We start from the raw sequence: 20253 nt of genomic DNA, 5'->3' as shown, positions 1-20253 counted from the left end.
AATCACGGTCAGTATTTACCGACCGCGAATTTTACCATTAATTCGACGATAGTCAAATTTTGGGTATTTGTTAATCAGCCTGACGTCGTAAGAATGCTGGAATATCTAAGTATCCACTCTCTTTCTCAGCCTTAGGTGCTGCACTTTGGCTAGCGCCTGTACCTGAAGAAACAGGAGACGTTGTTGGCTGCGGCTTAACTTGAGGTTTAACCTCAGTTTTTTCTTGCAATGGCTGTGCCACTTTCTCTTCCACTTTTGGTGCAGTTTGAGCCGCTACCTGTGGTTGAGGAGTTGGTGCAACCTTAGCTTTACCACCAGCAACTAATGTAATGTCTGGTTTTTTCTCTGTACCGATACCTGTTGCAACAACAGTTACACGGATTTCATCCGTCATATCAGGGTCTAGAGAAGTACCAATCACAACTGTTGCGTTATCAGATGCGAATGCCTTAACTGTATTACCTACTGTTTCGAACTCATCTAGACGCATATCTAGGCCTGCAGTGATGTTCACAAGAACGCCACGCGCACCAGCTAGGTCGATGTCTTCTAGTAGTGGGCTAGAAATTGCCGTTTCAGCAGCTTCTTCAGCACGGTCTTCACCTTTTGCGATACCGCTACCCATCATTGCATGACCCATCTCAGACATTACGGTGCGAACATCCGCGAAATCGACGTTAATCATACCAGGGCGAGTAATTAGCTCAGCGATACCTTGTACAGCGTTTTTAAGTACATCATTTGCACTTGCGAAAGCTTCTAGCAGAGTTACGCCGCGGCCAAGTACTTTAAGTAGCTTCTCATTTGGAATCGTAATTAAAGAATCCACATGCTTAGAAAGCTCTTCAATACCTTGCTCAGCAAACGCTAAACGCTTTTTGCCTTCAAAGCTAAATGGCTTAGTTACAACAGCAACCGTTAGCACACCCAACTCTTTCGCAACTTCAGCAATAACTGGAGCAGCACCTGTACCAGTACCACCGCCCATACCAGCTGCGATAAATACCATATCGGCGCCAGTTAGAACTTCTTTAATTCTTTCTCGATCTTCGAGAGCTGCATCACGGCCAACTTGTGGGTTTGCACCAGCGCCCAAACCTTTAGTGATATCACCACCAATTTGGATCACGCTGCTCACGCTCGTTTTACGAAGTGCTTGTGCATCAGTGTTAACACTGATGAATTCTACACCTTCGATTGATTCACGTACCATGTGTTCAACAGCGTTACCGCCACCGCCACCAACTCCAACGACTTTAATTACTGCATCGTCAGACATTTCCATCATCGGTTCAAACATGTGTTATCTCCGTTTTTTCCTGCAACTCAGGTTAAAACTCTTTTTGTATCCAATTACGCAATTTACCAAATAAACCAGACATAGAAGGTGCTGAACGCTTAGGTTCGCTGTAATCACCTTCATCACTGATCTGACAATCTCTTGCGTAATGAAGTAAACCAACCGCCGTAGAATGATACGGCTCTTTAACATAGTCAGTTAAGCCACTAACTTCTAACGGCTTACCAACTCGAACTTGATTGCGGAAAACACGTTCCGCACACTCTACCAATCCGTCAATTTGTGCCGCTCCACCAGTGAGAACGACGCCAGCTGCAAGGTGGTGTTTAATACCTTCATCGCGTAGCTGTAATTGAACCGTATCAATAGTTTGGTTAACGAGCCCCATAAGTTCAGTGTAACGTGGTTCAATCACTTCCGACAAAGTTTGTCTTTGCAAACTTCTCGATGGGCGACCACCAACACTAGGGACGTTAACAGAGTCATCCTTGCTTACGAGTTCACTCAGAGCGCAACCATGGTTTACTTTTATCTCTTCAGCATCGCTCACTGGCGTGCCGAAAGCGAAGGCAATATCACTGGTTACTGCATTTCCTGCGTAGGAAAAGACTTCTGTGTGTCGCAATGCACCGCCAGTCCAAATGGAAATGTCCATCGTACCTGCACCGATATCTACAACACAGACTCCAAGCTCTCTCTCGTCTTCAGTAATTACCGCATTGCTTGAGGCAAGTCCTGAAAACACGATTTGTTCTACTGTGAGACCACATCGCTCAACAGCTTTAATAATGTTTCTCGCCATGTCGCTATGGCAAGAAATTAGGTGAACACTGACTTCCATTCGAACACCAGATAAGCCAAGTGGGTTCTTAATCCCCTCTTGATAATCAATGGTAAATTCTTGTGGGATCACGTGCAGAATTCTCTGCTCATCACCAATTTTAATTGATTTCGCGGTATGGATCGCTCGATCCATATCGTCTTGAGACACCTCTTCATCAGAGATAGTGCCCATGCCTTTTTCAATTCGGCTTGCGATATGTTTACCCGATAGCGAGATAAATACATTGCTGATTTGGCATTCCGCCATCAACTCTGCTTGATCAATAGCTCGCTGAACCGACTTAACTACCGACTCTAGGTCGTTTACACCACCTTTATCCATACCTCTGGATGGGCTTTGCCCAGAACCAATGATATTGATTTGACCATCAGGCAATATTTCACCAACCAGAGCTGATATGGTCGCAGTGCCTATATCAAGACCAACGATTATGTTGTCATCTGCGGTCTTAGTCATCTGTGCTCTCTTCTAACTCTTGCTCTGGAAACCAGCCTACAGCGGCTCCCGTATCATACCTGAGGTCGATGTAGCTCACTTGATTCGCTTTACTACCAAGTTCGTTGTAAAGCGAAATGAAGCGTTCAACACGCTCATCTAAAGAATCTTTACCTAGTTCTAAACGGATACCGTTATCTAGGATTATTTGCCAAGCGCGACGCTCATTGAGAACGAGAGAGGTAACGGTTAACCCTAGACTGTTAATCAAAGGGGTTATCTGTCGCCACTTTTCTATCACTTCTTGGCTGGTGCCGTCTGGGCCGTAAAGCTTAACTCTATCGCCCTTCAACAGGCCGATATCACCATTAAACACCTGACCATCGTCATTCAACAGCATGTTGCCGTTCCAGATTGCTGCTGCATGGTACTCAGTCAAAAATACTTTTATTGTGTCTGGCCACTGCTTACGAATGGAGACCACTGAAACCCAAGGTAACGCTTCTAAACTGTCTTGCAACACACCGATGTCTTGCGACATGAATGTTCCAATATGCTCTAGCTCGCCAAAGGCATGTTGGACATCACCAGCGGTTACGTAAGTTAAGTCGCCTTGAAGTACTATTTTGGAGAGAGGCAATCGCTGATCGTCCCACATCCAAGTCAGTGTGGTATAGAAAAGAAACCCAATGAATAGCAATACCATGACAAAAAAAGACCCGCCTAAAGCGTGTTTCTTGAGCGACGGTAAACTGAATAGGTGGCGGTTTTCGCTAAAAGTACTTTCTACCAAAGCCCGCATTCCCTGTCGTTGGTTCGCAATTCTATTCCCTATCTTCGTAATAGAGGTAAAAGCACTTACTTTAACCTATGAATTATACTGAGCAAAATCAAACTATCAAACGTTGATAATAAGATTTTTGGTCAATTTTAGGTCAATCGCAAGAAACGAGCGATCGACCACAGTATGTAGACGCTATTCTGTTACGCGTTCTGCATTTTATTAATGTCTAACTGTAACGATTCCAACTGCTTCGCCACTCGACCAACATCGCCTGCACCCTGCGTTAAAACAAGGTCACCGCCTTGAATTACGTTGGCTAAAGCCGATGGCAGTGCGTTGATATCGGCAACAAAGATTGGATCTATCTTACCACGCCCGCGAATGGTTCGACTTAATGAACGTCCGTCAGCCCCTGCAATGGGTTTCTCACCTGCAGAATAAACATCTAACAGAATTAGGACATCAACCTGTTCAAGAACGTTCGCAAAATCATCATAAAGATCGCGTGTTCGGCTGTAACGGTGCGGTTGAAAGATCATTACAAGGCGTTTGTCAGTCCAGCCACTGCGAGCCGCTTGAATCGTCACATCCACTTCGGTTGGGTGATGACCGTAATCATCGACCAACATCGCCACGCCTTTACCCGTTTCATACTCACCTAGGTGATCGAAACGGCGACCTGTGCCTTCGGTTCCCGCCATCGCTTTTAGAATCGCTTCATCGCAGATGTCATCTTCTGTTGCAACCGCAATCGCCGCTGATGCATTCAGTGCGTTGTGGCGACCTGGAATATTCAACGTAATATCTAAGTTCGCTTTGCCTTCACGTACCACCGTGAACTTACCTTGTTGACCTTCTTGTACGTAGTTCTCAATACGGATATCCGCATCTTCTGAGAAACCGTAAGTAATCACTTGGCGACTTACCTGAGGGATAAGCTCGCGCACGACTGGATCATCAACACACATCACAGCCTGACCGTAGAATGGCAGGTTGTGTAAGAAATCAATAAACGTCTGCTTTAGCGTTTCAAAATCACCGCCATAAGTATCCATATGATCCGCTTCAATGTTAGTCACGATACTAACCATCGGTTGCAGATGTAAGAATGACGCATCACTCTCATCGGCTTCAGCGATAAGAATACGGCTTGAGCCTAAACGTGCGTTAGTACCTGCACTTTTCACCAAACCACCGTTTACGAAGGTTGGATCTAGGCCTGCTTCCGAGTAAATCTGTGTCACTAGCGCAGTCGTGGTTGTCTTACCGTGCGTACCTGCCACAGCAATGCCGTGACGAAAACGCATCAGCTCAGCCAGCATTTCGGCACGGCGAACGATAGGTGTGCGCGCTTCACGAGCTGCAATAATTTCTGGGTTTTCTTCGTTGATAGCGGTTGAAACCACCACCACACTTGCGTCGGCAACGTTACTCGCTTGGTGACCGATATAAACGGTCGCACCCTTGCTAACTAAACGATCGGTCACTGGGTTTTGAGCAATATCAGAACCCGTGATCTGGTAGCCTTCATTCAACAGGACTTCAGCGATCCCGCTCATGCCGGCCCCACCAATACCAATGAAGTGGATAGATTTAACACGGCGCATCTCTGGCACCATTGCACGGATTTGCGCTAAGTCTTGGGTATGTTCAATCGTCATCAATTCAATCTCATTATTTTGCTAAAGCTTTAATCGCTTCAGCGACGGTCACATCAGCATCAAGCTTGGCAGCTTGACGCGCTTTTGTAGCCATCATTTTTAATTCATTTCTATCAAGCTCGGCGATGGTGTTCGCTAGCTTATCAGCCGTCAGTTGAGGCTGTTCAATCATTAGCGCTGCGCCACACTCAACCAAGTGATCGGCGTTCAGTGCTTGTTGTCTGTCTTTGTGCATAAACGGAACGAAGATAGAACCTACACCCGCCGCAGAGACTTCAGATACAGTTAATGCTCCTGAGCGACACACTAATAGATCTGCCCACTCATAAGCTTGCGCCACATCATCAATAAATTCAGTCACTTGAACATTATCTACAGAGTGTGATTTATATTGTTCAATCACTTGTTGTTGATTGTTCTTACCCGCTTGGTGCATCACTGTGAAGCCTTCGCCAAGCTGAGCCATCGTCACTGGCAAGGTATCGTTGAGGATTTTTGCACCCTGACTACCGCCCATAACCAAGATACGGATGTCACCGTCACGCTCTGCTATGCGTTGCTCTGGTTCAGCTAAGGCAACCACATCTTCACGTACTGGGTTACCCACTACTTCTGCAGTAGGAAATGCACCAGGGAAGGCTTGGAAAACCTTTTTGGCAATCTTAGACAGCCACTGGTTAGTTAAACCTGCCACTGCATTTTGTTCATGCAGAACCACTGGAATACCGGACAACCATGCCGCGATACCACCCGGGCCACTTACGTAACCACCCATGCCAAGCACCACATCAGGCTGCCACGCTTTGATATGCTGCTTTGCTTGAAGTATGGCATTAATAATCTGAAACGGCGCTTTAATTAACTTGCTAATGCCTTGACCACGCAGGCCTTTCACCTTGATGAAGTCGATCTCAATACCATGCTTTGGCACCAAATCCGCTTCCATTCTGTCTGCCGTTCCTAACCAGCGAATTTCCCAGCCTTGTTGCTGAAGCTTTTTAGCTACCGCTAACCCTGGAAAAACGTGACCGCCAGTACCACCAGCCATCACTAAAAGTTTTTTGTTTTGTTTCATAACGTTAGATTCTTATTCTACTAATTCGTTTTGATTATCGGCTTGTTCTTTCTGCTGCATTCGGCATTCGTGATCGATACGCAGTAGCATAGACACCGCCACCGACATCACGATAAGACTTGAACCACCATAACTGATCAGCGGTAAGGTTAAGCCTTTGGTTGGGACGATACCTGAAGCAGCCCCCACATTAACAAGCGTCTGAAATGCAAACCAAATACCAATACCAAATGCCAGATAACCACTGAATACTTGGTCGTTTTCAAAAGCCTTTTTACCAATAAGAATGGCTTTAAAAACCAAGCTAAAGATCAGCATCAACACTAAGGTTACACCAACAAAACCCAATTCTTCTGCCAACACAGCAAATACAAAATCGGTGTGCGCTTCCGGTAGGTATTCGAGTTTCTGAATTGAGTTACCCAGCCCTTGCCCCATCCAATCACCACGGCCGAACGCCATCAATGACTGAGTTAGCTGGTAACCACTGCCGAACGGGTCGTTCCAAGGTTCCCAGAATGAGGTAACACGTCGAACACGATAAGGTTCTATAACAATCAAACCGACGACCGCGGCAATACCTGCCACCATCAAGGCGATAAACTGTGAAAGCTTGGCTCCCGCAATGAACAGCATGCCAAACAGGGTAACTAGCATTACGACCACTGTACCTAAATCGGGCTGGCCCAGCAGCAGCACGGCAAAAGCGCCGAACACCATGATGGGTTTTGCAAAACCACCGAAGAAGGTTTTTCTCACTTCGTCTTGTTTACGAACCAAGTAGCCCGCCATAAAGATAAACAGCGATAACTTGGCGACTTCAGCAGGTTGTAAGTTAAATAGCCCTAAGGGGATCCAACGCGATGCGCCGTTAACCGACTTACCGACCGCTAATACCACGATCAACAAGAAGAAGGACAGACCCAATAGGTACATACTGTACTGAAACCAGCGCTGCATCGGAATCTGCAATATGATGCTGGACACACCTAACGCCAACACAAGGAAGATGGCATGACGGAACATAAAGTGAAACGGCTGATCGGTTAAACGAGCACTGATAGGGAACGAAGCCGACGTTACCATCACTAAGCCCGTCAGCATCAGCCCAAGAGCAATCCATACCAATTGACGATCGTAGAGCGCCTCTGGTGTGGCACGGTTAAGCCATTGCCAAATAGATTGATTGATCTCTTTCACTCTTTGCACTGAATGTTAGTCCTTCAACACGTTAGGCATACTCATGAGCAAGTTCAGTGAACGCATCACCTCTCGCCATGAAATTATTAAATTGATCGAAGCTCGCGCACGCAGGAGACAGCATCACCATATCTCCAGCCACCAATTGTGGTGAGATAGATTCGATTATCTGCTGCATGGTCTCGAACTTTTGTGCTGATGAATGCAGCGGCATAAATTGCGCGGCGTCTTCACCGAAACAACACAGCTGAACACGGTCTAATTGCGCCAACACTGGTTTAAGTTCGCTAAAGTCAGCACCTTTACCAACACCGCCAACCAAGAGGTACAAGGTACCTTGGTATTCTAAACCGGACAGAGCCGCTAATGTGCTCGCTACGTTGGTTGCTTTGGAGTCATTAACCCATTTGATTTCGCGCTTGTCAGCCACCACTTGGCAACGATGAGTCAAACCGTTATAAGCTTTCAAAGCTACAAGGCTTTCGCTGTAATCAATGCCAACTTGCTTCAATAGTGCAAGAGAGACTAACGCATTCGCCACATTGTGACGTCCAACCAATGTTAAATCTTGAGTAGCAAGTACAGGTTTACCGTTATCGATTAACCACTCCGTACCATCAATCGTCGTAACACCAAACTCTTGGTCATCAAGTCCAAACGTCACCAATGGCATCGTGTGGCCAGGGTAAGTCTCTTTGTCTTCACGATTAACAATCGCACAATGCGCGTTATTAAAGATTCTCAACTTGGCCTCACGGTAATCAGCCATGCCTTGATAGCGATCCATATGATCTTCAGACAGGTTTAAGAATGCAGCAGCGGCAAGTTTTAAATTCGATGTAGTTTCTAGCTGAAAACTTGAAAGCTCAAGGACATACAAATCCGCATCAAGTTCTAGAAGGTCTAGGGCAGGAATGCCAATATTGCCGCCAACGCCAACATTAAGCCCAGCTGCCTTAGCAAGCACACCAGTCAGATCAGTCACGGTACTCTTACCGTTTGAACCAGTAATCGCCAAGACAGGCTTATCTACTGCCCAGCCAAACAACTCGATATCACCAACGACAGGCATTCCCGCTTGAATAACATCTTGTATTTCAGGGGTCGCGAGTGCGATACCTGGGTTAGCTACCACCAAATCAGCTTCCGCTAACCATTGGCTATTCCAACTTCCAGAATGCAGCTCTACCGATTCAGGTAAAGATTCCTTTCCTGGTGGTAGCTCTCGCGTATCAATGACCTTCACATGCGTATGAGGCTGATATTTTACGAGATGTTTAACGACAGAGAGCCCGGTAATACCGAGCCCCACAACCACTACATTTTGAATATTTTGCCAACGTTCCATTTAAACAAGATGCTCTTAATAGTTTTAAAGAGCCCCTACTCAGAGGCTCACACAGGATTAACGAACTTTCAGTGTCGCTAGGCCAACCAGTACTAATACCATTGAGATGATCCAAAAACGCACGATAACACGCGGCTCTGGCCAACCTTTCAGTTCATAGTGGTGGTGAATCGGTGCCATGCGGAAAATACGCTGACCACGCAATTTGTAAGAGCCCACCTGCAGAATCACTGACAGGGTCTCCATTACAAATACACCGCCCATGATAACCAGTACCAACTCTTGGCGAACTAACACAGCAATCACACCCAATGCACCGCCCAGTGCTAGCGAACCAACATCGCCCATGAATACTTGAGCTGGGTAGGTGTTGAACCATAGGAAACCTAGGCCTGCACCGACGATAGCAGTACATACAACCACAAGCTCAGAAGTGTACGGGATGTATGGAATGTGTAGATATGCCGCGAAGTTAACGTTACCTGTCGCCCATGCAATCACAGCAAAACCAGCAGCAACCATCACCGTCGGCATAATCGCCAAACCATCTAGGCCGTCTGTTAGGTTTACCGCGTTACTGGTACCCACAATAACAAAATAAGTCAGTACGATGTACAATAAACCTAATTGTGGCATCACATCTTTAAAGAAAGGAACAACCAGTTGGGTTGCCGCAGTATCGTGTCCGTGAGCATACAGAGCAAACGCCACAACCAATGCAATCGCTGATTGCCAGAAGTACTTCCAGCGAGCGATCAAGCCATCAGTGTTTTTACGAACCACTTTACGGTAGTCATCAACAAAGCCAACCGCACCGTAACCGCCAAGGACAACCAATACCGCCCAAACGTAAGGGTTGGAAAGATCAGCCCACATTAATACCGTAATAATAATGGCAGCTAGGATCATCACGCCGCCCATGGTTGGTGTACCACGTTTGCTAAAGTGAGATTCAGGACCGTCGTTACGAACAACTTGGCCAATTTGTAGCATTTGCAGACGCTCAATTAAACGAGGTCCCATCCACAACGACAGACATAAAGCCGTCAAAATACTCGCGATTGCACGAAACGATAAGTATTCGAACAAACGGAAAAAAGAAAAGTGTGGCTGTAGTAGCTCTGCAAGCCAAATTATCATGAAAAGTTCTCCTTTAAAGCAGCGGCTATTTTACTCATTCCTGCACTATTCGCGCCTTTTACCAACAAGGTATGTGGCGCGTTTTCTGGCAAGCTTAAGTGCTGCTCTATGTGCGCGATCATCGCTTGATGCGTTGCAAAGTGGGTACCATTACAGACCTCACTAATCACCTTGGTATCATCACCGTAAGTGAGTACATGCTCAAAAGCGAATGGGGCAGCATATTCACCGACTTGACGGTGAAGTGCAAGGCTTTCGTCGCCTAATTCAGCCATATTGCCTAAAATCAACCAACGCTGACCTTTGAAGCTAGACAGTAGTTTAGCTGCCGCCTTCATCGCGGGTACGCTGGCGTTATAACTGTCATCTATCAGCTTGATATTCTGACTTAATTGTTGAACCTCAACTCGCCCTTTGACAGAGATAAGATTCGCTAAACCATTTTTTACTTCTTCAAGCGTGGCACCAAATTGGATACTCAACGCTGCTGCAGCCAACGCATTCGCTACGTTATGCTGACCAATAATGCCAAGCTCAACAGGCATAGCGCCTTGCGGTGTTTGCATCTCAAAACAAGCTTCGCCCTGCTCATTAATGCGAATATTCTTAGCAAAGTAATCCGCCGTGTTGTCGCTTTCTGAAAATGTCAGTACCGTTTTATCTGCAAGTACTTCATTCCAAAAGTCGCCACCGTTGCTTTCTAGATTAACAATAGCAGTATCACCAGCAGCAAGCCCCTGAAAGATTTCACCTTTCGCTTGTTTAACACCATCAATTGAGCCAAAGCCCTCTAGATGCGCCGCTGCGACGTTATTAACTAATGCCACCTGTGGTTTCACAAGCTGGGTGGTATAGGCAATTTCACCAATGTGGTTCGCGCCCAGTTCTATCACAGCATAGTCGTCATTGGGTTCACTGCGCAGCAATGTTAGTGGTACTCCAATATCATTATTGAAGTTACCCGCTGTAAACAGCACTTTGCCACGTTGTTGTAGAATACTCGCGACCATCTCTTTGACGGTCGTTTTGCCACAACTTCCTGTTATCGCCATGGTTGGCACGTCACATTGTTTGTGGATCCAAGCACTTAGCTGACCTAAAGCAAGTTTAGTGTCTTCAACAACAACTTGAGTAATATTTAGGTCAAGTTTTCGTTCGACTAACAACGCGCTCGCATTTGCCTCAACCGCTTGATGACAAAAGTCATGCGCATCGAAGCGTTCTCCGACGATAGCGACAAACAATACGCCTTCTTCAACGGTGCGAGTGTCGGTAGAAACGGCATTAATTACGGCATTGTTTGAGTTAGCATCCTCAATCAATTCACCGCTGACCGCTGAACAAATCTGTTCGAGTGATACATCAATCATTATGAAATACCTAAAAGTTGAAGCGCAGACTCTCGGTCTGAGTAATGTACCGTTTTGTCTTTCAATACTTGGTAATCCTCATGGCCTTTACCAGCCAAAAGAATAATGTCATTACTGCCAGCCTGTTCTAGGGCAAACTTAACCGCTTGATAGCGATCGTGTTCGACGAATGCAGATTCAGGTTCGCTTAAGCCAGCTAGCATATCTTTAACAATCAAAGCAGGATCTTCGCTGCGAGGATTGTCATCTGAAATAATAATTTTGTCGGCGAACTGCTCAGCCGTTACCGCCATCATTGGGCGCTTACCAGTGTCACGGTCACCACCGCAGCCAAAGATAGCCCACAATTTTCCAGAGCAGTGAACTCGCAGTGCTGCCAATGCTTTTTCTAGAGCATCTGGTGTGTGCGCGTAATCGACAACGACTTTTGCTTTGTTTGGTACTTGGAACAATTCCATGCGACCAATAACCGGTTGAAGTTGAGATGCAGTGTCGACCAAGGTTTGCTTGTCGATGCCCAATGACAGCAGAGTCGCGAAAGCAACCAATACATTTGATGCGTTGAATTGACCAATTAAAGGAACCGAAAGCTGACCTTGCCCCCAGCTACCATCGAAAGACATCTGAATACCTGTTTCTGCATAAGCGACATCAGATGCCCATACCGACTGTTGGTAACCAGACAGAGGAAGTAATGAAACAGCTATCGCATTGGACAAATCTGACATCCACGCTTTGCCGACTTTGTCATCCACATTGATCACAGCGTACTTGCATTTATGCTCAGTAAACAGGCTCTTCTTAGCCAAAGCGTACTCTTCCATCGTGCCATGGTAATCAAGATGATCACGGCTCAAATTAGTGAATACACCCACTTCAAAGTCCAAGGCTTTAACGCGACCTTGAACCAAACCATGAGAAGATATTTCCATCGCAGTATAAACGGCTTTTTCTTCAGCCAACCCACTCAGCGTGCGCTGTATTTCAATCGCGCTGCCTGTGGTGTTAGCCGCTGTTTTTAGATTATCTAAGAAACCATTACCTGTGGTGCCCATTACTGCTGAGCGTTGACCGACTAGGTCTAGCCACTGAACAATCAATTGAGTGATGGTAGTTTTGCCATTGGTGCCAGTAACACCAATTAGTTTGGTCGCTTGAGAAGAATAAACTCGGCCAGCCAGTTCAGAGAGAATTGAATTTAGCTCAGGTACATAAACTACCGGCACTGCATTTAACCACTCAACCAAGCCATGAACTTTGTCATCACTCGCTTGTGCAATGATGGCTTTCGCACCTTGAGCGACAGCTTTGTCGATAAAGCGACGACCATCAACGGCATGTCCAACAATGGCAACAAAGATATCACCGTCCTTGATCGCACGGCTATCCAACTCCAACTGCTCAACAACAATCGCATCTAACTCAGAAGAACTGAAGTCTCCCCAAGGAGAAAGTAAAGATGACAGCGTGAGGCTATTACTCATATTGAATCCTGATTAGCTCTATTCTTGAAATTTGTTTTCATCAGCAGGGACATTGAGAATTTGCAGTGCCCCCTTCATGATTTCAGAAAAAACGGGGGCAGCAACTGAACCGCCATAGTAAAGGTCACCTTGAGGCTCATTGACCACAACAACCAGCGCTACTCTAGGGTCACTGACAGGGGCAAAGCCAGATGTAATAGCGATATATTCATCGCTGTACCCACCAGCTTCTGCTTTACGAGATGTACCTGTTTTTGCTGCTACTCGGTAACCCGGCACAGCAGCTCTCGTTGCCGTACCACCCTTTTGAGTTACCCCTTCTAGCATTTGCAGAACAAGCTCAGCATTCTCACGCTTGATGATCTGCTTAGAGAAATCTTGGTCGTTACTTTTGATGATGTGAATTGGTTCATACATACCTTTGTTGGCTAACGTTGCGTAAGCATGAGCCAATTGAAGTGGCGTAACTGCTAATCCATAACCAAATGCCAAGGTAGCGATTTCAAACTTAGACCAGCGACGACGATTCGGGAAAATACCAGCCGTTTCCCCCACCAGGTTCAACCCAGACATCTCACCTAAGCCAACAGAGCTGTACATCCCAAGCAAAGCTTCAAGTGGCATATCAAGCGCTAACTTCGCTACACCGATATTACTCGATTTTTTGAGGATCAACGCTAAATCAGCTTTGCCGACTTTCGATGTATCACGTACACGACTGCCACCAATCTGCATGATGCCATTACCTGTATCAATGATGGTTTTCGCATCTGCCGTCCCATTCTCCAGTGCCGCTAGCACCACGAAAGGTTTTACTGTCGAACCTGGCTCCATTGCATCAGTAAGTACGCGGTTACGCATCTTAAAGCTTTGTAAGTCTGCACGATTATTCGGGTTGTAAGATGGCGCGTTGACCATGGCTAGCACAGCGCCCGTCTTCACATCGAGTAATACTGCAGAGCCGGAAGTCGCCTTATGATCGGCCACCGCCTGTTTAATCGCTCGGTAGGCGATAGCTTGTAATCGTTGATCGATCGTTAGCTCGAGTGGCTTACCTTCTTCACGCTCTTCTAAAGCAATGTTTTCAACAACACGTCCGTAACGGTCTTTACGAATCGTTCGCTTACCCGCCTCGCCTGTGAGCCATTTGTCATAGCTGCGCTCAACGCCTTCTAGGCCGTGCCCATCAATGCCGGTCACACCAATAAGATGTGCACTGACTTCGCCTGCAGGGTAGTAACGTCGAGATTCCGCTTTCAGGCCAACACCCACCAGCTTAAGCTCACGGATATACTTAGCCATTGCAGGGCTAACTTGTCTTTGCAGGTAAATAAATCGACGGGATTTGTTGCTAGAGATCTTGTCGATCATCGACTGTCGCTCTAAGCCAAGTACATCGGCTAGCGCGTACCAACGATCAATTTGAGCCATACCATTTTTATCGAAAATCGTTTTTGGATCGGCCCATACCGCCTCAACTGGAACACTCACAGCAAGCGGCTCGCCATTGCGGTCTGAGATAATACCGCGAGCAGAAGGAATTGCCTTAACACGTACCGAGCGAAGGTCGCCCTGACGAATTAAGTTATCTGGTTCAATAATTTGAATGTAAGCCACACGGCCAACAAGTGCAGCAAAGGCAAGAAACACGAAAGCAATCACGACGTTGAAACGCCATTTAATCAGAATTGGATCCGAATCCTTTTCGCTCTTCACACGCTCTTTCGTTGATTTCTTAACGGGTTTTGCGGGTGCTTTTTCCTTTTTACCGGTCATTTCAGTGTGATCACAACTTCTTTGTCAGAGTCTGGACGTTTCATGTCTAGCTCTCTTTTTGCCGATGCTTGAACGCGGCTGTGTTCAGCTAGAGCCGTCTCTTCAAGCATTAAATTTCGCCACTCATCATCAAGCTGTTCTCGCTCCACCAACGCCGTGTCTTTTTGCGTGATCGCCTGACGTGACATATGTGTCGTAAGAACGACCCCCATGGCACTCGCGAAGATACAGATAAGAAGCACCAACGGGACCTTGCCCACGGAGATCAAATCAAAAAATATTATCTTGGCTAAGTTAGGCTTGGAGGTCTTCATTGACTATAGCTTTTCTGCGATTCGTAGTACTGAACTGCGCGAACGAGTATTCTCATCCACTTCGCCTTTCGATGGTTTGATCGCTTTACCAACAGGTTTAAGATCAGCACTGCCTAGCGCTTTGATCTGCTCTTCTGTTAGTGGCAGGCCATGTGGTACTTGCGGGCCTTGGCTCTCTTTACGGATAAAGCGCTTCACCATACGGTCTTCAAGTGAATGGAAGCTGATAACCGACAAACGGCCTTCAGGAGCAAGAATGCTTGCTGCGCCTTTTAGGGCTGTATCGATCTCTTCAAGTTCGCTGTTGATGTAGATACGGAAGGCTTGGAAAGCACGTGTTGCTGGGTGCTTTTTCTCTTTGAAGCTTTTTGGAGCCACATCCGAGATAAGCTTAGCCAGTTGACCAGTGCGCGTTAGTGGTTCGTTCTCTTCATTCTCTTGATAAGCAATAATGCCCTTCGCGATACGACGAGCGTGTTTGTCTTCACCGAACTCACGAATAACCCATGTGATGTCATCAAGATCGGCTTCAAGTAGCCACTGAGACACAGGAATGCCAGTTGTTGGGTCCATACGCATATCAAGCGGGCCGTCTTTCATGAAGCTAAAGCCACGCTCAGCGTCATCCAACTGTGGTGAAGAAACACCTAAATCCAGTAAAACACCATCCACTTGACCGACTAAGTCATAACGCTCTGCATATTCAGCCATACCTGAGAATGGGCCGTGAATAATCGTAAAGCGAGGGTCATCGATCTTTTGCGCTTCTGCAATCGCTTGTGGATCGCGGTCGATACTAAAGAGTCGTCCATTCTCGCCCAGTTTAGACAGGATTGTACGGCTGTGACCACCACGGCCAAAAGTACCATCGATGTAGGTACCGTCAGGTTTGATCGCAAGTCCGTCAATAGATTCGTTAAGCAATACTGAAATATGTTTGAATGCTTCTGTCATAGTCTTCTCAGTGAGTGGATTGAGCCATTAGTGCGGCAATAATTTGTTCTATTAACGTTTTAGTGTACTGATTTCACGCCGTATCTCCACCATATTGTGTATAGGCTTTGGGAATTTTTGACCCAAGCTCATATCAGGGTGAAGGATTCTAAGGAAATCTAAATAATTTACGTCAATATAAAGCAAAAAACCCATCACTACCGTTAAGTAATGATGGGTTCTTTATATAGGTGGAGTTGACACATACGCCGGGTTCTGTTCCGCTTGCGCGGCGGTAACCATTCGTCTAGGCCTGCAATCGCTCACAGGCTCAAGCAATCTACCCGCCCCCATACGCGAGCAACGCAATGTGAGGGCCTATTTGATCTTGCTCCGGGTGGAGTTTACCTTGCTACGAACTGTTGCCAGTCGCACGGTGCGCTCTTACCGCACCCTTTCAGCCTTACCTGTGCCCCTTCCGAAGAAATGAGGCCATCGGCGGTCTTCTCTCTGCTGCACTTGTCGTGGGCTCGCACCCCCCAGACGTTATCTGGCACCCTGCTCTATGGAGCCCGGACGTTCCTCCCCTCTGCCAGTCTCCCGAAGGACTTCAACGTCAGTTTCCCGAAGGACCTCAACGTCAGTCTCCCGAAGGACATCAGCAAAGCAGCGATTACCCGTTCAACTCCGAGGGCGGATTGTATAGAGATTAGGGTGCAGTGTCTAGCGAGATCACAAATATGGTGCAAACCTCTAAGCAACTGCGGGAATTTTACACAATTCAGACAAAAAAGAGGAATGACGGCAACACCATCATTCCTCACAAGCTTTTTCAACAAAGGCCATCTACTCTATAAATAGATATCTAGTTGTCTAGATGCTCTAGGCCCCATTTGTATAAAGCGTTCTTTTTCAAGTTATAGATTTCTGCTGTCATTGCAGCCGCTTTTTTAAGGGGTAATTCTTTGGTTAGGATACCCAGCGTGCGAGTCGCTTCGTCTGGCAGTTCTGTGCTCGCTTCTTCACGGTGACCATGAATCAATAACACCATCTCACCGCGCTTACGGTTCGAATCTTCTTCAATCCAATCAATCAGCTCACCCAATGGCAATCCTTGAATAGTTTCGAATGTCTTAGTCAACTCACGCGCCAACACAACTTCGCGGTCTGGGCCTAAGATCTCAAGCATATCTTGTAGAGAATCTGAGATGCGGTGCGGTGACTCGTAGAAGATACAGGTGCGTTCTGCCTTTGCGATCTCTAAGAACTTGTCTTTACGGCCTTTGCTCTTCGGCGGTAAGAAGCCTTCAAAGCTGAAACGATCAGACGGTAAACCTGAAGCACTCAATGCAGTAATAACAGCACAAGCACCAGGAAGTGGCACAACTCTCACACCCGCTTGACGACATTGTGAGACAAGATGGTAACCTGGGTCACTAATTAAAGGAGTACCCGCATCAGAGACTAATGCGATAGACTGACCTTCTAATAACCTTTCGACTAGAACTTGCGCTTTAGTTTGTTCATTATGATCATGTAAAGCGAACGTTCTGGTTGATATATTGAAGTGAGCAAGCAGCTTACCCGTGTGGCGTGTGTCTTCGGCTGCAATAACATCGACACTTGATAAAATTTCAATTGCTCTTTGAGTGATATCTCCCAAATTTCCGATTGGGGTTGGCACAATGTAGAGAGTTGGGCTCTCTGTGAGCAAGGTTTTGTTATCTGTCATTTGTTTACCATCACTTCAACGATTAATATAGATACAAATTTATACGGAATTTAAAGAACTCATGGCAACGATGAACCATAAGAGACTCAGTGTACCACGCTTACTAACTCCAATTGCATTAGCAATTACATTGGCGGCTTGTTCTTCAGGTCCTCAAACACCAACGAGCGTAGATATTACACTAGATCCAGTGCAATCAACTGAAAGTTACATGATGCAGGCGGATAGTAGCAAAGGAAGTCTACAAAACGACTGGTTAATCATGGCGCTTAAGGCTTCTGTGCAAGCTGGAAAAACCGATCAAGCAACTCTGCTGATCAAACGCTTAGCAAAACAAGAGCTGAGCGAAACGCAACAAGCGGAATGGCAATTAGCGCGCGCTCAACTGCTAGTGAACAACTCGCAGCCGGAGCAAGCTTATAGCCAACTGAACTTCCAGCCTTGGTGGAAACTTCCGAACGAGCAGTGGAAAGATTATCACGAGCTACGCGCGAACATTTCTGAAATGCAAAGCGAGTATTTTGAGGCGAGCCGCGAGTTAGTTCTTTATTCAGAATATCTAGACGCTGACGACGAGCTCCAACAGCAAGCTGCTGACCGTATTTGGCAGACCCTAAATAGCTACTCTCAATATGAGATTCTAGAGCTTAAGACGTCGCCTACGGAAGACGTTCTTGAAGGTTGGTTACAGCTGGCGATTTACATGAAGACGCTGAACTCGAACCTTCCAAACCTACAGGAAACCCTGTCTGATTGGCTAGCTGAGAATCCTCAGCACCCAGCAGCGACATATACACCTCAGGCGATCACGGACATCTTAGCGCTAGAGATCAGCAAGCCAACCAGCACTGCACTATTACTACCTCTAACCGGCAAGTACGGCAAGCAAGCACAACTTGTACGTGACGGTTTCATCTTTGCGATGATGAATGACAAAGAGCGCGAAGAAGATGCAACGCTGACGGTAATGGATACCAACCTGCAAAGTGCGGCTGAGATTAAAGCGACACTGGAAGAGAACAACGTTGATTTCATCGTTGGCCCGCTGATTAAGAGCAACATCACTAAGCTTCAGCAAGCGCAGAAAAACCACGAGAACTCGATTCCAGCTTTAGCTCTGAACATTCCAACGCAACTAGAACCTGATACCAATATTTGTTATCTCGCTCTATCGCCAGAGCAAGAAGTCGCTCAGGCAGCGAAACACCTATTTACTCAAGGTTACAAGTACCCGCTTATCCTTGCGCCAAGAGGACGCTTAGGTGAGCGTGTTGAGCAAGCGTTTAAAGAAGAGTGGAAAAAATACAGCAGCAACGATGTTGCTATCAGCTTGTTCTCTGACAAACGCCAACTACAACGCAATGTGAATCAGGTATTCGGCTTGCAAGAGAGCCAACAGCGTATCGCTCAAATGGATGGACTACTTAACCTAGACCTTGAAACTGAGCCACGCAGCCGTCGTGATATCGATTCTGTCTACATTGTGGCTAAGAACTCAGAGCTAACGCTCATCAAGCCCTTCATTGAAGTTGCAATCAACCCAGATGCAAGCCAACCAGCTCTATTCTCAAACTCACGCAGCAACAGCGGTGATAAGCAGTATGAAGACCTAACCGGTGTGTTCTACAGCGATATCCCACTATTGGTTGAGAATAAAAACGAGCTTAATAAAGAGCTCAACGACCTATGGCCTGCACACTCAAACGGCCAAAAGCGTCTGCAAGCACTGGGAATGGATGCATACTACCTAATGGATGCACTGCCACAGATGAAAGCCGTACAGGGTTACAGCATTCCAGGTGAAACCGGCGTGTTAACCATCGATAACAACTGTGTGGTTCAACGTGAAATCAGCTGGGCAGAGCATGGGGCTTTTTAGCCGAAAGTTCCTATCCAAACCAACCATCACCCACAAACAAGTGGGTGATAAATACGAGACCGTGGCAAAATCTTATCTGATTAACCACGGTTTATCGTTAATTCAAGAAAACTTCATAGCAAAATGTGGCGAGATTGATCTTATAATGCGCCATAACAATACGGTTGTGTTTGCTGAGGTAAAATACCGCAAGCAAACCCGCTACGGACATGCCGCTGAAATGGTGACTGCCAAGAAGTCACAGAAACTGCTAAAAACAGCCAATGTTTGGCTTATGCAGCAAGGCTTGTCGGTACACTCTACAGATTTCAGGTTTGATATTGTTGCCATTGAAGGGCCGAATGACAGTATCAACTGGATTCAAAACGCGATTACCCAAGGATAAACATGCTAGACAGCATTAAAGAAAGTTTCACAGAAAGTATTCAAATCCAAATTGCGGCTGCAGAAGCTCTGCCTGACGCAATCACGCATGCCGCTCAAGCAATGGTTGCGACCTTGCTTAACGGAAACAAAATTCTTTGTTGTGGTAATGGTGGTTCGGCGTCGAATGCTCAGCAATTTGTATCGTGCCTACTCAACCGATTTGAAACAGAGCGCCCTAGCCTTCCAGCGATGGCACTCACAGCAGACAACACTACGCTCACAGCTGTGGCTAACGACTACCACTATGAAGAGATCTTCTCTAAGCAGGTGCGTGCGTTTGGTCAAACTGGCGATATTCTGTTGGCTATCTCGACTAGCGGTAACAGCAAGAATATCATCAAGGCAATGGAAGCGGCGGTAACGCGCGACATGACAATCATTGCCTTTACCGGTAAAGATGGTGGCGAGATGGCAGGTCTGCTTGGTGAACACGATGTAGAAATTCGTATTCCTTCACACCGTACAGCGCGCATTCATGAAGTACATATGGTGACGCTACACTGCCTATGTGACCTAATCGATCAAGTACTCTTCCCTGCTCACGAAGAGTGA

17 protein-coding genes and 1 other RNA gene are annotated in these 20253 nt (G+C 46.5%); 3 read left to right on the top strand and 15 right to left on the bottom strand.

Annotated elements, in window-relative coordinates:
- Positions 1 to 70 precede the first annotated feature (70 nt).
- The 15 genes from ftsZ to rsmI all read right to left on the bottom strand — a co-directional run bounded on the left by ftsZ (position 71) and on the right by rsmI (position 17396).
- Positions 71 to 1300 carry a cell division protein FtsZ gene (ftsZ, locus tag BCU34_RS00765; protein ID WP_017059291.1) on the bottom strand — a complete coding sequence of 410 codons (1230 nt, stop codon included), beginning with the start codon at positions 1298 to 1300 and terminating at the stop codon, positions 71 to 73.
- A 31-nt stretch (positions 1301 to 1331) separates the two neighbouring features.
- Positions 1332 to 2600: a cell division protein FtsA gene (gene ftsA, locus BCU34_RS00760; protein WP_010434747.1), complete on the bottom strand. Its 1269-nt coding sequence runs from the start codon at positions 2598 to 2600 to the stop codon at positions 1332 to 1334.
- Positions 2593 to 3285 carry a cell division protein FtsQ/DivIB gene (locus BCU34_RS00755; RefSeq protein WP_017629344.1) on the bottom strand — a complete coding sequence of 231 codons (693 nt, stop codon included), beginning with the start codon at positions 3283 to 3285 and terminating at the stop codon, positions 2593 to 2595. The genes ftsA and BCU34_RS00755 overlap by 8 nt, the downstream gene beginning before the upstream one ends.
- A gap of 278 nt (positions 3286 to 3563) precedes the next feature.
- Positions 3564 to 5024 carry a UDP-N-acetylmuramate--L-alanine ligase gene (gene murC, locus BCU34_RS00750; protein WP_102432159.1) on the bottom strand — a complete coding sequence of 487 codons (1461 nt, stop codon included), beginning with the start codon at positions 5022 to 5024 and terminating at the stop codon, positions 3564 to 3566.
- Positions 5025 to 5037: 13 nt separating this feature from the next.
- Positions 5038 to 6099, bottom strand: coding sequence for an undecaprenyldiphospho-muramoylpentapeptide beta-N-acetylglucosaminyltransferase (murG, locus tag BCU34_RS00745; RefSeq protein WP_102432160.1), 1062 nt, complete (start codon positions 6097 to 6099; stop codon positions 5038 to 5040).
- Between the two features lie 12 nt (positions 6100 to 6111).
- Positions 6112 to 7308, bottom strand: a complete 1197-nt coding sequence (ftsW, locus tag BCU34_RS00740; RefSeq protein ID WP_102480623.1) for a cell division protein FtsW — start codon at positions 7306 to 7308, stop codon at positions 6112 to 6114.
- Between the two features lie 22 nt (positions 7309 to 7330).
- Positions 7331 to 8647 carry a UDP-N-acetylmuramoyl-L-alanine--D-glutamate ligase gene (gene murD, locus BCU34_RS00735; RefSeq protein WP_102480622.1) on the bottom strand — a complete coding sequence of 439 codons (1317 nt, stop codon included), beginning with the start codon at positions 8645 to 8647 and terminating at the stop codon, positions 7331 to 7333.
- A gap of 57 nt (positions 8648 to 8704) precedes the next feature.
- Entirely contained in the window at positions 8705 to 9787 is a 1083-nt protein-coding gene (mraY, locus tag BCU34_RS00730; RefSeq protein WP_048658030.1) for a phospho-N-acetylmuramoyl-pentapeptide-transferase, read from the bottom strand.
- Positions 9784 to 11157 carry a UDP-N-acetylmuramoyl-tripeptide--D-alanyl-D-alanine ligase gene (locus BCU34_RS00725; protein WP_102480621.1) on the bottom strand — a complete coding sequence of 458 codons (1374 nt, stop codon included), beginning with the start codon at positions 11155 to 11157 and terminating at the stop codon, positions 9784 to 9786. Before BCU34_RS00725 ends, mraY begins: the two co-directional genes overlap by 4 nt.
- On the bottom strand, positions 11157 to 12641 hold the full coding sequence (murE, locus tag BCU34_RS00720; protein ID WP_102480620.1) for a UDP-N-acetylmuramoyl-L-alanyl-D-glutamate--2,6-diaminopimelate ligase: 1485 nt from the start codon (positions 12639 to 12641) through the stop codon (positions 11157 to 11159). The genes BCU34_RS00725 and murE overlap by 1 nt, the downstream gene beginning before the upstream one ends.
- 18 nt (positions 12642 to 12659) lie before the next feature.
- A complete protein-coding gene (locus BCU34_RS00715; RefSeq protein WP_102480619.1) occupies positions 12660 to 14417 on the bottom strand; it encodes a penicillin-binding transpeptidase domain-containing protein in 1758 nt (585 codons plus the stop codon).
- A complete protein-coding gene (gene ftsL, locus BCU34_RS00710) occupies positions 14414 to 14731 on the bottom strand; it encodes a cell division protein FtsL (RefSeq protein ID WP_017056040.1) in 318 nt (105 codons plus the stop codon). Before ftsL ends, BCU34_RS00715 begins: the two co-directional genes overlap by 4 nt.
- Positions 14732 to 14734: 3 nt before the next feature.
- Complete coding sequence (gene rsmH, locus BCU34_RS00705; RefSeq protein WP_076651094.1) at positions 14735 to 15685, bottom strand: 16S rRNA (cytosine(1402)-N(4))-methyltransferase RsmH; 951 nt, start codon at positions 15683 to 15685, stop codon at positions 14735 to 14737.
- Positions 15686 to 15913: 228 nt separating this feature from the next.
- Positions 15914 to 16353: RNase P RNA component class A (gene rnpB / locus BCU34_RS00700), an RNA gene on the bottom strand.
- A gap of 176 nt (positions 16354 to 16529) precedes the next feature.
- The gene (gene rsmI / locus BCU34_RS00695) at positions 16530 to 17396 is read right to left on the bottom strand and encodes a 16S rRNA (cytidine(1402)-2'-O)-methyltransferase (protein WP_048609684.1); all 867 of its coding nucleotides are present in this window, start codon (positions 17394 to 17396) and stop codon (positions 16530 to 16532) included.
- Between the two features lie 61 nt (positions 17397 to 17457).
- Here rsmI and BCU34_RS00690 point away from each other — a divergent pair, with 61 nt between their 5' ends.
- From BCU34_RS00690 to BCU34_RS00680, 3 genes are read left to right on the top strand one after another with little or no spacing between them, the layout of a single operon-like run.
- The gene (locus tag BCU34_RS00690) at positions 17458 to 19275 is read left to right on the top strand and encodes a penicillin-binding protein activator (RefSeq protein WP_102480618.1); all 1818 of its coding nucleotides are present in this window, start codon (positions 17458 to 17460) and stop codon (positions 19273 to 19275) included.
- Entirely contained in the window at positions 19262 to 19660 is a 399-nt protein-coding gene (locus tag BCU34_RS00685; RefSeq protein ID WP_048658025.1) for a YraN family protein, read from the top strand. Before BCU34_RS00690 ends, BCU34_RS00685 begins: the two co-directional genes overlap by 14 nt.
- A 2-nt stretch (positions 19661 to 19662) precedes the next feature.
- Positions 19663 to 20253: a phosphoheptose isomerase gene (locus BCU34_RS00680; RefSeq protein ID WP_004729817.1), complete on the top strand. Its 591-nt coding sequence runs from the start codon at positions 19663 to 19665 to the stop codon at positions 20251 to 20253.

Source organism: Vibrio sp. 10N.286.45.E10 (assembly GCF_002874195.2).
GTDB classification, from domain to species: domain Bacteria; phylum Pseudomonadota; class Gammaproteobacteria; order Enterobacterales; family Vibrionaceae; genus Vibrio; species Vibrio crassostreae.
This window is presented reverse-complemented; position numbering and strand designations above follow the sequence as displayed.

Coding starts and splice junctions, on each gene's coding strand:
- ftsZ (WP_017059291.1), bottom strand. CDS start 1,300: ATGTTTGAACCGATGATGGAAATGTCTGACGATGCAGTAATTAAAGTC.
- ftsA (WP_010434747.1), bottom strand. CDS start 2,600: ATGACTAAGACCGCAGATGACAACATAATCGTTGGTCTTGATATAGGC.
- BCU34_RS00755 (WP_017629344.1), bottom strand. CDS start 3,285: ATGGTATTGCTATTCATTGGGTTTCTTTTCTATACCACACTGACTTGG.
- murC (WP_102432159.1), bottom strand. CDS start 5,024: ATGACGATTGAACATACCCAAGACTTAGCGCAAATCCGTGCAATGGTG.
- murG (WP_102432160.1), bottom strand. CDS start 6,099: ATGAAACAAAACAAAAAACTTTTAGTGATGGCTGGTGGTACTGGCGGT.
- murD (WP_102480622.1), bottom strand. CDS start 8,647: ATGGAACGTTGGCAAAATATTCAAAATGTAGTGGTTGTGGGGCTCGGT.
- mraY (WP_048658030.1), bottom strand. CDS start 9,787: ATGATAATTTGGCTTGCAGAGCTACTACAGCCACACTTTTCTTTTTTC.
- BCU34_RS00725 (WP_102480621.1), bottom strand. CDS start 11,157: ATGATTGATGTATCACTCGAACAGATTTGTTCAGCGGTCAGCGGTGAA.
- murE (WP_102480620.1), bottom strand. CDS start 12,641: ATGAGTAATAGCCTCACGCTGTCATCTTTACTTTCTCCTTGGGGAGAC.
- BCU34_RS00715 (WP_102480619.1), bottom strand. CDS start 14,417: ATGACCGGTAAAAAGGAAAAAGCACCCGCAAAACCCGTTAAGAAATCA.
- ftsL (WP_017056040.1), bottom strand. CDS start 14,731: ATGAAGACCTCCAAGCCTAACTTAGCCAAGATAATATTTTTTGATTTG.
- rsmH (WP_076651094.1), bottom strand. CDS start 15,685: ATGACAGAAGCATTCAAACATATTTCAGTATTGCTTAACGAATCTATT.
- rsmI (WP_048609684.1), bottom strand. CDS start 17,396: ATGACAGATAACAAAACCTTGCTCACAGAGAGCCCAACTCTCTACATT.
- BCU34_RS00690 (WP_102480618.1), top strand. CDS start 17,458: ATGGCAACGATGAACCATAAGAGACTCAGTGTACCACGCTTACTAACT.
- BCU34_RS00685 (WP_048658025.1), top strand. CDS start 19,262: ATGGGGCTTTTTAGCCGAAAGTTCCTATCCAAACCAACCATCACCCAC.
- BCU34_RS00680 (WP_004729817.1), top strand. CDS start 19,663: ATGCTAGACAGCATTAAAGAAAGTTTCACAGAAAGTATTCAAATCCAA.